The organism is Caballeronia sp. PC1 (assembly GCF_021353155.1).
Lineage (GTDB): Bacteria > Pseudomonadota > Gammaproteobacteria > Burkholderiales > Burkholderiaceae > Caballeronia > Caballeronia cordobensis.
Genome location: NZ_JAJUBH010000001.1, coordinates 1472229 through 1486351 on the forward strand (window position 1 = coordinate 1472229; position 14123 = coordinate 1486351).

Annotated in this window: 15 protein-coding genes and 1 tRNA gene; 5 read left to right on the forward strand and 11 right to left on the reverse strand. The window is 64.7% G+C overall.

Annotated elements, in window-relative coordinates:
* Position 1: 1 nt before the first annotated feature.
* From LY284_RS07085 to LY284_RS07115, 7 genes are all read right to left on the reverse strand, one after another.
* Positions 2–1228, reverse strand: coding sequence for an aspartate aminotransferase family protein (locus tag LY284_RS07085; RefSeq protein ID WP_014191033.1), 1227 nt, complete (start codon positions 1226–1228; stop codon positions 2–4).
* A gap of 127 nt (positions 1229–1355) precedes the next feature.
* Positions 1356–2327, reverse strand: coding sequence for a GlxA family transcriptional regulator (locus tag LY284_RS07090; RefSeq protein ID WP_231927731.1), 972 nt, complete (start codon positions 2325–2327; stop codon positions 1356–1358).
* 43 nt (positions 2328–2370) lie between these two features.
* Positions 2371–3198, reverse strand: coding sequence for an ABC transporter ATP-binding protein (locus LY284_RS07095; protein ID WP_045450441.1), 828 nt, complete (start codon positions 3196–3198; stop codon positions 2371–2373).
* Between the two features lie 18 nt (positions 3199–3216).
* Positions 3217–3942: an ABC transporter permease gene (locus tag LY284_RS07100; protein WP_014191030.1), complete on the reverse strand. Its 726-nt coding sequence runs from the start codon at positions 3940–3942 to the stop codon at positions 3217–3219.
* Positions 3943–3964: 22 nt separating this feature from the next.
* On the reverse strand, positions 3965–4654 hold the full coding sequence (locus LY284_RS07105; RefSeq protein WP_014191029.1) for an ABC transporter permease: 690 nt from the start codon (positions 4652–4654) through the stop codon (positions 3965–3967).
* 248 nt (positions 4655–4902) lie between these two features.
* The gene (locus tag LY284_RS07110) at positions 4903–5304 is read right to left on the reverse strand and encodes a hypothetical protein (RefSeq protein ID WP_014191028.1); all 402 of its coding nucleotides are present in this window, start codon (positions 5302–5304) and stop codon (positions 4903–4905) included.
* A 49-nt stretch (positions 5305–5353) separates the two neighbouring features.
* Positions 5354–6955 (reverse strand): EAL domain-containing protein, encoded by a 1602-nt coding sequence (locus LY284_RS07115; RefSeq protein ID WP_041730290.1) that lies wholly within the window; start codon positions 6953–6955, stop codon positions 5354–5356.
* Between the two features lie 266 nt (positions 6956–7221).
* On the opposite strand from LY284_RS07115, the gene LY284_RS07120 reads away from it, so the two are divergent.
* From LY284_RS07120 to rpsU, 4 genes are all read left to right on the forward strand, one after another.
* Complete coding sequence (locus LY284_RS07120; RefSeq protein ID WP_014191026.1) at positions 7222–7755, forward strand: GNAT family N-acetyltransferase; 534 nt, start codon at positions 7222–7224, stop codon at positions 7753–7755.
* Between the two features lie 47 nt (positions 7756–7802).
* On the forward strand, positions 7803–8396 hold the full coding sequence (locus LY284_RS07125; RefSeq protein ID WP_014191025.1) for a YigZ family protein: 594 nt from the start codon (positions 7803–7805) through the stop codon (positions 8394–8396).
* Entirely contained in the window at positions 8393–8728 is a 336-nt protein-coding gene (locus LY284_RS07130) for a 2Fe-2S iron-sulfur cluster-binding protein (RefSeq protein ID WP_014191024.1), read from the forward strand. The genes LY284_RS07125 and LY284_RS07130 overlap by 4 nt, the downstream gene beginning before the upstream one ends.
* Positions 8729–8900: 172 nt before the next feature.
* A complete protein-coding gene (gene rpsU / locus LY284_RS07135; RefSeq protein ID WP_006999077.1) occupies positions 8901–9113 on the forward strand; it encodes a 30S ribosomal protein S21 in 213 nt (70 codons plus the stop codon).
* 336 nt (positions 9114–9449) lie between these two features.
* Here the strand turns inward: rpsU and LY284_RS07140 are convergent.
* From LY284_RS07140 to LY284_RS07155, 4 genes are all read right to left on the reverse strand, one after another.
* Positions 9450–9526: transfer RNA gene (locus LY284_RS07140), tRNA-Met, on the reverse strand.
* A 39-nt stretch (positions 9527–9565) separates the two neighbouring features.
* Positions 9566–11086, reverse strand: a complete 1521-nt coding sequence (locus LY284_RS07145) for a peptide MFS transporter (RefSeq protein ID WP_045450440.1) — start codon at positions 11084–11086, stop codon at positions 9566–9568.
* Between the two features lie 203 nt (positions 11087–11289).
* Positions 11290–11922 (reverse strand): LysE family translocator, encoded by a 633-nt coding sequence (locus LY284_RS07150; protein ID WP_014191022.1) that lies wholly within the window; start codon positions 11920–11922, stop codon positions 11290–11292.
* A 66-nt stretch (positions 11923–11988) separates the two neighbouring features.
* Positions 11989–13113 carry a porin gene (locus LY284_RS07155; protein ID WP_014191021.1) on the reverse strand — a complete coding sequence of 375 codons (1125 nt, stop codon included), beginning with the start codon at positions 13111–13113 and terminating at the stop codon, positions 11989–11991.
* Between the two features lie 259 nt (positions 13114–13372).
* Between LY284_RS07155 and LY284_RS07160 the strand changes: the two genes are divergently transcribed.
* The gene (locus LY284_RS07160; RefSeq protein WP_014191020.1) at positions 13373–14116 is read left to right on the forward strand and encodes an SDR family oxidoreductase; all 744 of its coding nucleotides are present in this window, start codon (positions 13373–13375) and stop codon (positions 14114–14116) included.
* Positions 14117–14123 lie beyond the last annotated feature (7 nt).

Genomic DNA, 14123 nt, shown 5'->3' on the forward strand with positions numbered 1-14123 from the left:
CTTACTTGACGGCGGCCGTGCCGACCACCTGCTCGATCGCCTTCTCGATGCGCGCGAAGCCTTCGTCGAGATCGGCCATCGGCATGATGAGCGACGGCGCGAAGCGCAGCACGTTCGGCCCGGCGATCAGCATGATGACGCCGTTCGCCGCCGCCGCATTGAGCACGTCCTTCGCACGGTCCTTGTACGTTTCGTTCAGTTCCGCGCCGATCAGGAGACCGCGGCCGCGAATCTCGCTGAACAGGCCGAAGCGCTCGTTGATGCGGGCGAGATGCGCCTTGATCGCGCGGCTGCGCTCGTTCACGCCTTCGAGCAGTTTCGGATCGCTGATGAGTTCGACGACCTTCTCCGCGATCGACGCGCCCAGCGGATTGCCGCCGTACGTCGTGCCGTGCACGCCGACCTTGAAGTGCGCGGCGATCTCGTTGGTCGTGAGCATCACGCCGATCGGAAAGCCGTTGCCAAGCGCCTTTGCGCTCGTGAGGATGTCGGGCGTGACGCCGTATTGCATGTACGCGTAGAACGTGCCCGTGCGGCCGACGCCGGTCTGCACCTCGTCGAAAATCAACAGCGCGCCGTGCTTGTCGCACGCTTCGCGCAGGCCCTTGAGGAACGCCGGATCAGCGGGCAGCACGCCGCCTTCGCCCTGCACCGGCTCGACGATCACCGCGCAGGTTTTCGGGCCGATGGCTTCGAGCGCCTTCGGCAGATCGTTGTACGGCAGATGACGGATGCCCGCGGGCTGCGGACCGAAGCCTTCCGCATACTTCGGCTGGCCGCCGACGCTCACCGTGAAGAACGTGCGCCCATGAAACGACTGCGTAAACGAGATGATCTCGATCTTATCGTTGCCGTGATTGTCGATGGCATAGCGGCGCGCGAGCTTGAGCGCCGCTTCGTTCGCTTCCGCGCCCGAGTTCGCGAAGAACGCGCGGTCGGCGAAGGTGAGCTCGGTGAGGCGTTTCGCGAGGCGCAGCACCGGCGCGTTCGTATAGCCGTTGCCGATATGCCAGAGCTTCTCGCCCTGCTCATGCAGCACTTTCAGCAGTTCGGGATGACCGTGGCCCAGCGCCGTCACCGCAATGCCGCCGGCGAAATCGACATAGTCGCGGCCTTCCGTGTCCCACACGCGCGAGCCGCGGCCCCGGTCGGGCACGAAATTGGCCGGCGCGAACACCGGAACCATCACTTCGTCGAACGTACCGCGATTCACATTGATGTCGGTCATGAGCCACTCCTCGGTTTTGAGCATCGGTTTTTCGTGCGATAGGTTCGATATTAGGCAATCGCGCGCAATCCGTCTTGCGCGATCGCGACATGCTTCGATAGGCTTTTTTGCAGTTTTCAGGCCGTTTTCAGGCCGAGCCCGGCGGCTCGATGAGCGCGCCGCCGCGCGGCTCGTCGATGGCCCCGCCGCGCTGCTTCTCGATCCAGTTGCGGCGCTCTTCGCGCGGCGTCACGCCGAAGCGGTCGCGATACGCATTGGAAAAATGCGCCGCCGATGAAAATCCGCACGCGAGGCTGATCTGCACGACGGACTTGCTCGTGCGCTGCAACTGCGTGCGCGCCTTCGTGAGCCGCAGGTTGAGGTAATACTTCGACGGCATCGCGCCGAGATATTGCCGGAAGAGCCGTTCCAGCTGACGGCGCGAAATGCCGACGAGACTCGCGATTTCATCGGTGGCGAGCGGATCTTCGACATTCGCTTCCATCAGTTGCAGCGCATCGTTCAGACGCGGATGACGCTCGCCCGGCGCGGTCACGAACGGAATGCGCTGACGCTCCGTGCCCGCGCGCAATACGCCGACGCCAAGCGAGTCCGCGATGCGTTCGGCGAGATCCTGCCCGTGATCGCGGGCGATCATCGCGAGCATGAAATCGATGCTCGCCTGGCCGCCCGAACAGGTCGCGCGGTCGCGGTCTATTTCGAAAATCTGCTGGCTGACGATCGCGCGTTCGAACTGCTCGGTGAACTGCTGGTACGTCTCCCAGTTCACGGCGACGCGATATTGCGCGAGTTGCCCGGCCATCGCGAGCCACCACACGCCATGATGAATGCCGGACACGAGCGGCGTGCGCGGCGCCACGCGCGCGAGACTCGCGAGAAAGAGCCGGTAGTCCGCGAACTGCTGATAGCGCTCCGACACGACGATGAGCCAGTCGCAGCGCACGGCATCGTTGAACGCGCAGTCGGCGGGAAGCTGCGCGCCGCCGGAAAGCGGCACGGGGCGGCCGTCCCACGAACAGATGCGCCACTCGTAGAGACGATGGCCGTCGATTTCGTTGGCGAGCGACAGCGTATCGACGATCGGCGCGATGCCGCTCATCGACACCGGCGGCAGCGCGACGATCGCAACTTGCAGCGTCACGTTACTTGAGACTGCCCGAAAGGAACTGACGCAGGCGCTCGCTCTTCGGCGTGGTGAGCACGTCGGACGGCGCGCCCTCTTCTTCCGTGCGGCCCTGATGCAGGAACATCACGTGATTCGACACATTGCGCGCGAAACCCATTTCGTGCGTGACGACGATCATCGTGCGTCCTTCCTCGGCAAGACGCTGCATCACCTTCAGCACTTCGCCGACGAGTTCGGGATCGAGCGCGGACGTGGGTTCGTCGAAGAGCATGACATCGGGATGCATCGCAAGCGCCCGCGCAATCGCGACGCGCTGCTGCTGCCCGCCCGACAGATGCGACGGATACTGCTTCTCCACGCGCGGCGGCAGGCCCACTTTCTCCAGATACTCGCGCGCGCGCTCTTCCGCTTCCTTCTTCGACACGCCGAGCACGTGAATGGGCGCTTCCATCACGTTCTCGATGGCGGTCATGTGCGACCACAGATTGAAATGCTGAAAGACCATCGCGAGCTTGGTGCGCACGCGCTGCAACTGCTTGTGATCGGCGACTTCGAGATTGCCCGACTTGTCGGCTTTCGTGCGCACGGCTTCGCCATCGACGATGATCTGCCCCGCGTTCGGCCGCTCCAGAAAGTTGATGCAGCGCAAGAACGTGCTCTTGCCCGAGCCGCTCGCACCGATGATGCTGATGACATCGCCCGCTTTGGCCGCGAGCGAGACGCCCTTCAACACTTCGTTGTCACCGTAGCGCTTGTGAATGTCCTCGGCGACGAGCTTGATCGCGACGTCTTTGGCGGTTGGCTCCAACGCTTTCTCCTCGGGTGATGACAGGGTGTGGTGCATGGCTTCGAATTCTAACTCTCAGACGCGGCGGGCCGCGCCGGCCGGCCGCAAGTACGCGAGCCAGCGCTGCTCGGCGCGCCGGAACGCCGCGACCAGCGCAAACGAAATCGCGATATACAGAAGCGCCGCGATGCCGAACGATTCGAACGACTGATAGGTCGCCGAATTGGCGTCGCGCGCCACCTTCAGGATGTCCGGCACGGTCGCGGTGAAGGCCACGGTCGTCGCGTGCAGCATCAGGATCACTTCGTTGCTGTACAAAGGCAAGGCGCGGCGCAGCGCGGACGGCAGGATCACGCGGCGGTACATGGTGAAGGTGCTCATGCCATAGGCGCGCGCGGCCTCCACTTCGCCGTGCGAAATCCCGCGGATCGCGCCCGCGAAGATTTCCGTCGTGTAGGCGCAGGTGTTCAATGCGAACGCGAGAATCGCGCAGTTGAAGCCGCTCTTGAAGAACGCTTCGAGCAGCGACTGCGTGCGCACGAATTCGAGGCTGTACATGCCCGTGTAGAGCAGGAGCAGTTGCACGTAGAGCGGCGTGCCGCGAAACACGTAGGTGTAGAGGCGCACGGGCGTCGAGAGCCAGCGGTTTTTCGATACCCGCGCGCAGGCGAGCGGCACCGCCGCGCAGAAGCCGAGCGCGATCGACACCACGAGCAGCCACAGCGTGACGACGAGGCCCGAGGCGCGCATGCCGTCGGAATAGAGAAACGGGCGCCAGTATTCGGCAAGGATCTGGATCATGGCTTGTCTCGTTTAGCGTGGGTCAGAGTTCGGCATGCCGCACGCCGATCGAATAGCGCCGTTCGAGCGCCATCAGCACGAGGTTCGATGCGCTCGTGATCGCGAGATAGATCAGCGCCGCGATCAGAATGAAGAAGAACATGTTGAAGGTGCTCTTGCCCGCGTCCTGCGCGGCCTTCACGACATCGGCGAGACCGATGATCGACACCAGCGCCGTCGCCTTCACGAGCACCTGCCAGTTATTGCCGATGCCCGGCAGCGCGAAACGCATCATCTGCGGAAAGAGAATGCGGCCGAACACGCGCATGCCGCTCATGCCGTAAGCGCTGCCCGCTTCGAGCTGGCCGCGCGGCACCGCCAGAAACGCGCCGCGGAACGTCTCGGTGAAATACGCGCCGTAGATGAAACCGAGCGTGAGCACGCCGGCGGTGAAGGGATCGATGTCGAACTGATTCCAGCCGAACGCATCGGTGAGATGATTCACCGTGATCTGGATGCTGTAGAAAAGCAGCAGCATCAGGACGAGATCGGGCACCGAGCGGATGAGCGTCGTGTAAGCGGTGGCGATGCCGCGCAGCGGCGCATGACGCGACAGTTTCGCGGATGCCCCCGCGAGGCCGAGCAGCACCGAGACCGCGAGAGACAGCACCGCGAGCGCGAGCGTCTCTTTGGCGCCCGCCCAAAGGAGCGGACCGAAGCCGTATAGGAACAAGAGGCGCCTCCATCGTCTTTCGTGGAAAGAAGCGGAGCGCGCGTGACTGAATGTGAACGCCGCTCCGTCGATTGGCGGCGATACTCGCAAGCGAAAATCAAACGCTCAATTGCGAGGGCGCGTTCTTGTTGCATTGCAGCACGGCGGCGAAGCGAGCCGCGCCGCGGTCCGGCGCCCGCCGCGCAACGCGCCGCGCACGGGACAGGCTGGAAAACCCGCACGCGCGCGGCGTGCGGAAATTGCGCTTTTCAGGTCGCTTTTTCGATAGACCGCACGAGCTGCGCAACCTGCCCGTTCGCGACCGCGATGTCGGGGCTGTCCTGCAGCAAGGGCAGGAATTGCTCCGCGAAAACGGGATCGCGCGTGCCGGCGCTGAACATGCCGGCGACGGCCTTCGCGTGCCCGATGCGCGCCTCGGCGGTGGCTTCGTCGTCGTCGAGGACATCGTCGAGGGCGGCGATCAGGGTCGAGAGCGGCGTGAGCCAGCGATACGCCGAGCCGTTGATCACGATCTGCAGGAATTCGCCCGGCGAAACCGGCCCGAACTCGGCCTCGTGGCGCGCGCGCAGATGCGCGAGCACGCTGCGATGAAGCGCGAGCAGCGGATGCCGCACGTCGCGCAGAAAAGCGGTGGCTGTCTGATCGTTCATGGTGGGGCCTCGTCTGGAAACATCCTAAATAAGGACGATTCAGTCTCGATCAAGCGCCGCGCGTCTTGCCTGCATAGCGGATGAATTCCGCCGCGGAAAGCGGCGGCGAGAAGAGCCAGCCCTGCCCGAAGCGCGCGCCGCGCGCATGCAGATACACCGCCTGCTCCTCGCGCTCGATGCCCTCGGCGATCACCTGCACGTCGAGCGTCGCGGCCATATCGATGATATGCGACGCCACGCTCGACGACGCCGCGTCCTGCCCGATCGTATCGACGAAAGACTTGTCGATCTTCAGCCCGTCGATGCGAAACGTCTGCAGATGCGAGAGGCTCGAATAGCCGGTGCCGAAATCGTCGAGATAGACGGCGTGGCCCGCGTCCCGGAACGCGCTGATCACTTCCTTGGCGGCATCGGCGTCGAGAAAGCTGCGCTCGGTCGCCTCGATGCGGATCTGCTGCGGCCGCACGCCCTGTCGCGCGATGGCGGGGCCGAGCACGTCCAGAAAGCGCCGCGTGGTGAGATCCGGCGCGGAGAGATTCACCGACACGTAGTACTCCGGGTAGCGCTTAAGAAACTCGCCGAGTTCGAGCAGGATCGTGTCGAGCACCTGATCGGTGATCGCCTGGATCAGCCCGCGATGCTCCGCGAGCGGAATGAAATGATCGGGCCGCACGATGCGGTCGTGGTATTTCCAGCGCACGAGCGCTTCGGCGCCGACGCAGCGCCGCGTGCCGAGATCGACGATCGGCTGATACGCGACGATGAACTGATGCCGCCGCACGGCATCGCTCAACTGGCCGCGCGGCGACAGCCTGCGCACGATGAAAAACGCCGCCCAGCCCGCGACCAGCAGTCCCGCCGCAAGGCCGCCGAGCAGCCAGCCCCAGGGCAGCGCGCGGGCACGCTGGCGCAAGCTCTGCTGCGGCGCACTCACCACGACCGCGAGCGGCATCGACGCGGAACGCCGCACGACGTACGGCTGACAGTCGCATGCGGGCGCGGCGGCGGGCCGCCGCGCGGTGCGATACACCGCGAGAATCGCGGCGGCGTCGGTGGCGGGCGTGGTCGCGATCACGCGGCTCACTTCGGTGTTGATGACGCCGACGCCGCTCGCGGGATCGCCGAGCGATTCGAGACTGTCGACGTAAAGCGATGGGTCGGCGGCGACGTAGAAGCCATCGCGGCCCATCACGAGCGAGGTCTTGCCGCCGGGCAGACGCGCGAGGCCGTACCAGGCCATCACGCCGTCACGCGAGCGCCAGTCGGGCGCGGGCAGCGTAAGGCCGTCGAGCGTGCCCGCCGACACCGCGCCGAGCAGCGACGAACATTGCCAGCGGCCGTCGCGATCGTAAGCGCCGGCATCGCGCACCTGTTCGTGCGTAAGCGCGATGCGCCGCAGCGCATCGAGATACGGCGGCGAACACGGCGCGGCCGCCACCTTGCCGATTTCCCAGAGCGCCCCGGACAGGCGTCGCGTCACGTCTTCGGCGCGATTGAGCGCGGCATTCGCGACCGTGTTGAGGCGTTCGCTCTCCTCGTGCCGCTGGCTGCGCTGTGCGAACAAAAAGCCGATCCCCGCCGGCGCGAGCGCCGCAATCAAAACGATGACGATCAGAAGCGCCGCCAGCGCGCCACGTTGAATATTGTTCATTGCCTGTTATGGACCGCGGCGCGAGGCATGTCGCGCGCACGTTTTTTCGTTTCCTGCCCGACGCCGTCGGCCTCGTTCGCGCCGCCCCTCGCGCAGTCTCGGACAAACGACTTAGTGTAGGGGCCGCACATCGCCCGATTCAACGTTTTCTTTGCCCGAAAGCTAGGCGCGTTGGTGGGTTTCCGCACGGCCCGCCGAAGCTTTTTTTGCCGTTCGCGCACCGTGCGAAAATTGCCAGACCAGAAACCGCGTTTACCTCCCGCCGCATGACAGACATGGCTTCACACGATCGCCCTCGCCTTCTCGTTCGCGACGCCGCTTCCGGCGACTTCGACGCTATCGCGCGCATCTATTCGCATTACGTCGAGCACGCGCTCGCGACCTTCGAGGAGACCGCGCCTTCCGCCGACGACATGCGCGCGCGGCATGCGGCGATCGCCGCGGCGGGCTTGCCGTATCTCGTCGCCGAACTCGACGGCGCGGTGGCGGGCTACGCGTATGCGTCGGCGTACCGGCCGCGCTCGGCTTACCGGCATACGATCGAGGATTCGGTTTATGTCGCCGATGGCCACGGCGGGCGCGGCATCGGCCTCGCGCTGATGCAATCGCTCATCGAACGATGCGAGCGCGGCCCGTGGCGGCAGATGATCGCCGTGATCGGCAACAGTGGCAACGCCGCATCGATCGCGCTGCATGCGCGGCTCGGCTTCGAGCATGTCGGCGTGCTGCGCCGCGTCGGCTTCAAGCATGGACGATGGGTCGATTCCGTGCTGATGCAGCGCGCGCTCGGTGCGTCCTGACGCGCGTTCGATAAGATTCGATATTTGCATACCACGCGGTCCCAGCCTTGCCGACCTATACTCTCGCCGCCTCCGTCAGCGCTGAAATCGACATTCGCAAGAGCCGGTTCATCGCGCACGCGATTCCCGTCGCCAATCGCGATGAAGCCATGCGCGAGCTCGAACGCCTGCGCGCCGAGCATCCGGCCGCGACGCACGTCTGCTGGGCGATGCTCGCGGGCGGGCAGTCGGGCATGTCCGACGACGGCGAGCCTTCCGGCACCGCCGGGCGGCCGATTCTCGAAGTGCTGCGGCATCACGAAGTCGATGGCGTGCTGGCCGCGGTCGTGCGCTACTATGGCGGGATCAAGCTGGGCGCGGGCGGCCTCGTGCGCGCCTACACCGACGCGATCGCGAGCGCGATGCAGCGGGCCGAACGCGTCGAGCGTATCGAGCGCGGGCTCATCAGCATCGAAATCGACTACGCCGACGAAGCGCGCGTGCGCCGATGGATCGAGCAGCACGATGCCGAACTCGTGCAAAGCGAATACGGGATGACCGTGCGCCTCGTCGCGCGGATGGCCGCCGCCGCACGCGAGCCGGCGGCCGCCGAATTGCGCGATCTCACCAACGGCCGCGCGGGCGTCAAGGTTCAGGCATGAGCGACGATGCGCGCGCGTTCGCGCTGATCATCGAGCCGGCCGGGCACTTCGTCGCGGTGAGCGATGGCGCGACGCTGCTCGAAGCGGCGTTGCACGCGGGGCTGTCGTTGCCGCGCTCGTGCCGCAACGGCACGTGCCGCGCCTGCATGTGCCGGCTGGTCGATGGCGAGATCGCCTATCGCGTCGAATGGCCGGGGCTCACCGCCGAGGAAAAAGCGGAGGGGTGGATTCTGCCGTGCGTCGCGCTGGCGCGCTCGGACGTGACGATCGATCAGCCGGAGACGCGCGAGGCCTCGCCGCCCGTGCGCCCGGCCCGCTCGCGCGGCTTCTGAGCCCGCGGGCGCGGGTATTTGGGGATTGTCGTCTCGATTCAACGACCTACGATGTGATTCCCGAGTCCGCATGCGCATGCTTCCGTACAAAGTGCGTGCAGGGTGACTCTCAAAAAGTGTACAATTGCGCTTTGCCCTAAATTCTGGCAGGGCCAGATCAACCGAGATTTCAATGACTAAAGTACTGTTGAAAGAGAACGAGCCTTTCGACGTCGCCATGCGTCGTTTTCGCCGTACCGTCGAACGCACGGGCCTGATTCAAGAACTCAAGTCGCGCATGGCTTATGAGAAGCCGACCACCGAGCGCAAGCGCAAGAAAGCTGCTGCTGTCGCTCGTCTGCGCAAGCAGATCCGTCGCGCGCAACTGCCGAAGAAGTTCTATTGATCGACGCGGGGCGCACTGCCCTCGTTTGTCGGAAAGAAATCGGCATCGCAACCTGAGATCGGTCGGGTCGCGGTTTCGCGTGCAGGTCGCGCGAAAGCTCGCGGATGTGCGCACTTTCGGTTGCGCGCCCCATCGATGATAGTTGGCAAGATTGCATGAAGCCTGTGTGAGTGGAAGCTCATGCGGGCTTTTTGTGTTGGGGGTGTGATTTTTTGGACACCTGAATAGGCGTCTGCGAGGGACGAGCCCTTGATGGCGCGCTCCAGATCAGTGCGTCGCAAAACCCACGCACAAAAGCAAAGAGCCCGGCTGAACCGGGCTCTTTGCTTGATGATTTGGTTGCGGGGGTAGGATTTGAACCTACGACCTTCGGGTTATGAGCCCGACGAGCTGCCAGACTGCTCCACCCCGCGTCTGAAGAATTGAATTATAGACTGAACTATTCCCGAACGTCAAACGCTTTCTGTACCCAGCGGCGGCGGCGCATTGAGCGCCTCCTCCACCGCGCGCTGATGCGCCCGCGACAGCCTTCCAAGCAGCGGCAGCAACACGATGGCGACAACCGCGCCGCCCGTCGCAAGCCAGCCGAGCCCGAAGAACAGTTGCGTGTAGAGCGGCAGCGATTGAACCGCTTCGAGGTTGCCCGACGGCATCCGCGCGAAGTTGGCGACGACGCTGCCGAGATACTGCGACACGCCCGTCGCGACGAAATACGCGCCCATCATGAAGCCGCTCATGCGGGCGGGCACATAGCGCGCGATCATCGCGAGACCGAGACCCGACACGAGCAGCTCGCCAAGGGAATACAGGCCATACCCCGCCACCATGAACCACGACGACACGCGCCCGTCCACGGCATACCTTCCGCTCGCGCTGAACACGAAGAAACCGATCGCCACGACGACAAAGCCCAGCGCATATTTCGCGGCCACCGGAATGTCGCGGCCGCGCCGTGCCTGCCGCGTATAGACGAACGCGAGTATCGGGCTCAGCAACATGATCCAGATCGGGTTGAGCGCCTGAAACTGCGCCGCGCTCCACGTGAACAACTCCACGCCGCCGACCGAAAACGACGGATCGACGTTGCGCAACGCGAAGAGCGTGAGCGACGTCGACATCTGCTGATAGAACACAAAGAACAGGATGACCTGAAGCGTCAGGATCAGCGCCGCAATGAGGCCCGAGCGCTCGCGCGGATCGCATTTCCTGAGCATGTAGCCGAAGATCGCGAGAATCGCGATACCGGCCGCATACACGCAAGCGACGGCCACCGCCTTGTGCTCCAGAATAAACACCGTCGCGACGGCGAGTGCAATGCCGCCCGCCGCGACCGCGATCACGGCCTTCCAGCGGATCGGCTGATCGTCCGGCGCGGAACCGATGCGCGCGAGCGTGCGGCGCATCACCGCGAAGTTCAGCAGGCCGAGCACCATGCCGCCGCAGCACACGGCGAACGCGGCGTGCCAGCCCCAATGGTCCTTGATCCACGGCGTCGCGAGCATCGAAAAGGTCGAGCCGATGTTCACGGCCATGTAGTAAATCGTGAACGCGCTGTCGATGCGCGCGTCGTCACCCTCGTAGATGCGGCGCACGAGATTCGCCGCGTTCGACTTGAACAGCCCGTTGCCGACGACGATCACGCCGAGCGACGCATACATGAAGCCGAGCGTGTTGACCGGCAGCGCGAGCATCAGATAGCCGAGCGCGAGAACGATCGCGCCCGCGGTCATGGTGCGCCGGGCGCCGAGCACCTTGTCGCCGATCCAGCCGCCGATCGACGGCGCGGAGAACACGAGCGCCGTGAAAGCGCCCCAGGTCAGATTGGCGCGGTCGTCGGCGAAACCGATCTGATCGACCATGAAAAGCACGAGCAGCGCGGCCATGCCGTAATAGCCGAAGCGCTCCCACATTTCGATCAGGAAGACGGTCGTGAACGAGCGCGTCTGCGTGCCGCCGGACGAGTGAGTACGCATCGGAGAAGATCCTTCAAACAGCGATAAGCGAATCGGTGTGCTTCAAAGCGCTCAATGCACTAATAAGCGAAACATCGATTTTGCGCGACGAAGGCGCGATTATCGCAAACCAGCAACCGCTATCTTGCTCGCCCGCAAATATGCGGCGACTATCCGTTAGCGCAATAGTCCTTGCGATTATCTCGATTACGCCCGTGCGCGAGTCAGCTCGCCGGCCGCCGCACGAACGCCAGCATCACACCGAAGCCGATCATGAGTGCGCCGCTCACCCGATTGAACCAGGTGAAGCCGCGCGCACCGCGCGACAGCGTTCCCAGGCGCGCGCCGAGGGCGGCATAGATGAAGATCGCCACCAGTTCGAGCAACAGGAACGTTGCGCCGAGAATCGCGAAGCTCGTCGCATAGGCGCTGCTGTCGACGAATTGCGGGAAGAAGGCCGTGAAGACGAGAATCGCTTTCGGGTTACCGGCCGCGACCCAGAATTCCTGCTTCGTGAGCCGCGCGAGACTCACTGGCCCGCGCGCGCCGCCCTCTTCCTTCACGACGAGCGACGGCCCCGAACGGATCAGCTTCACGCCGATCCAGACGAGATACGCGGCGCCCGCGAACTTGATCGCGGTAAAGAGCGTCTGCGACGCGAGCAGCAACGCGCCGAGCCCGAGCCCCGCAATGGCGATCATGATCGCGAACGCGACGATCCGCCCGAACGCCGCCAGCACCGAAGCGCGCACGCCTTCACGCGCCCCGTTCGATAGCGACAGCACGTTGTTCGGCCCGAAAGCCATATTGATGGCGAAGCACGCGGGCAGGAAAAGCGAGAAGGTCTGGAGCGACATGGGACACCTGCGGACCGGCTGAAGCGAGACCGTCAAGTTAGCACGCGCCGCGTGTGGGCAAAAGCGTCAGAAGCGATGACGGATGCCCGTGCTCAACATCAGCTGATTGCGGCCGCTCGACGGATCGTTGGTATTGATCACGGCCGGCGCGCCCGACGACGCGCGCTGATAGATCGACTCGACATAGACGTCCGTGCGCTTGGACAACAGATAGTCCACCTGTAGCCCGCCCTCGTGCCAGTGCGCGCCGCCGCCGTTGGTGTACACGTACATGCCGGCGAGCACGATCGCGGGCGTGAGCTTGTAGATGCCGTTGATCTCGTAGTTGTTGAGCGCGAGCGACGGCATCGCTTCGCCCGTATCGGCATCGGTCACGCCTGCGTTGATCGCGCGGGAAAACGCGCCGCTCAGCGTGAATTCGCCGAGTTCATAGCTCGCGCCGACGCCGAACGTGTTCTGCTGCTGCACGTTCGCGTTGAAGACGGTGTTCGCCGGGCCGGGCAGCGTGAGCGAATCGTAGGCGCCGCTCGTCGTGTTGCCGCGGCCGTTGTTGTGCAGATACGCCGCGCCCGCGTTGAACGAGCCTGCCGAGTAGCTCGCCCCGACGCTGTATGCGCGATTGTTCGAAAACGCGCCCGCCTGATTCGAAAACGCGTAGAGGCCGCCGAAGCTGAAGCCGCCATAGGTCGCGCTCGTGTACTTGACGGAGTTCGCGGCGAGGAACGAGTTGTTCGCGTTGTCGTTGTCGAGCACGTGCGCGAAGGCCGTGCCGCCGGTGTTGCCGGTCAGCGTGAAGGTCTGGAAATAATCGTGGATCGAGTCGTATTGATGACCGAACGTGACGGTGCCGAGCTTGTCGCTACCGATGCCGACATACATCGGATGATCGTTGATGCCCTCGCCCGTCGCGACCGAGAGGCCGCGCTCCAGACGAAAGATCGCGCGCGCGCCGCCGCCCAGATCCTCGGACCCTTGCAGGCCCCAGTAGCTGCCGTCGATCGTGCCCGTCGTCAGGCGATATTGCGAATGCCCGCCCACATTGTTGACGTAGGCGAGACCGGCGTCGAGCTCGCCATACAGTTGCACTGAACTTTGCGCGTAAGCCGCCGCCGGCATGCCGATGAGCGTCGCGAGCAGCGTCATCGACACCGGGAGCGCGCGTCCGGCGACGCGCGCGCTTTCGGATGTCATCGGCGCGGTTCGGGTCGCTCTCGGGCGGATTGGCATATAAGTCTCCGGCAGTTCTCGGCTCAGGAAAGATTGTCAGTTCTGTGACGGGGCTTGTCAGTCAAAAAAACGCGTCCGCGCCGTTCTGTGTCCCGGAACCAACGAACGACCGTCTGCCAAACGTTTCAGCTTGCCGAATCGACGCGCTTGAGCGTAGCCGGCGTGCGCGCGAGCTTGCCGCTAGAATCGAGACGCCTTCAGCCAACCCAACCCGGTCACGCCCATGTCTCTCCCGATTCGCGCCATCCTCACAGGTCACACTCGCGGGCTCGGCGCCGCACTCGCCCGCCTGCTGCTCGAAGCAGGCGCGGACGTGCTCGCGATCTCCCGCACGCGCAATCCCGAGCTCGCCGCGCGCCATACCGGCAAGCTGCACGAAGTCGAATTCGATCTTGCCGACCTGACGCGGCTCGCCGCATGGCTGGCGGGCGACACCTTGCCCCGCTTCCTGTCGGGAGCGGAGCGCGTCGTGCTCGTCAACAACGCGGGCTTGCTCGCGCCGGTCGGCAGCCTCGCGGATCAGGACCCGGCGGCCGTCGCGCGCGCGGTCAGCGTGAACGTGGCCGCGCCGATGGCCCTCGCGGCCGCCGTCGTTCAGGCGGGCGCGCAGGCGGCGGATACGCGCATCGTCCATATTTCCAGCGGCGCGGCCCGCAACGCGTATCCGGGATGGAGCGTCTACTGCGCGACCAAAGCGGCGCTCGATCATCACGCGCGCGCGGTCGCGCTCGACGGCAACCGCGCGCTGCGCATCTGCAGCGTCGCGCCGGGCGTCGTCGATACCGACATGCAGGCGGAAATCCGCGGCGCCGATCTCGCGCATTTTCCGATGCGCGAACGCTTCGACGCCCTTAAACGCGACGGTCAGCTTGCGACGCCGGAAGCGTCGGCGCGCAAGGTGGTCGATTATCTGTTGAGCGATGCGTTCGGCGACACGCCGACGGCGGATGTCCGTGATTTGAAGTGACGGCGTC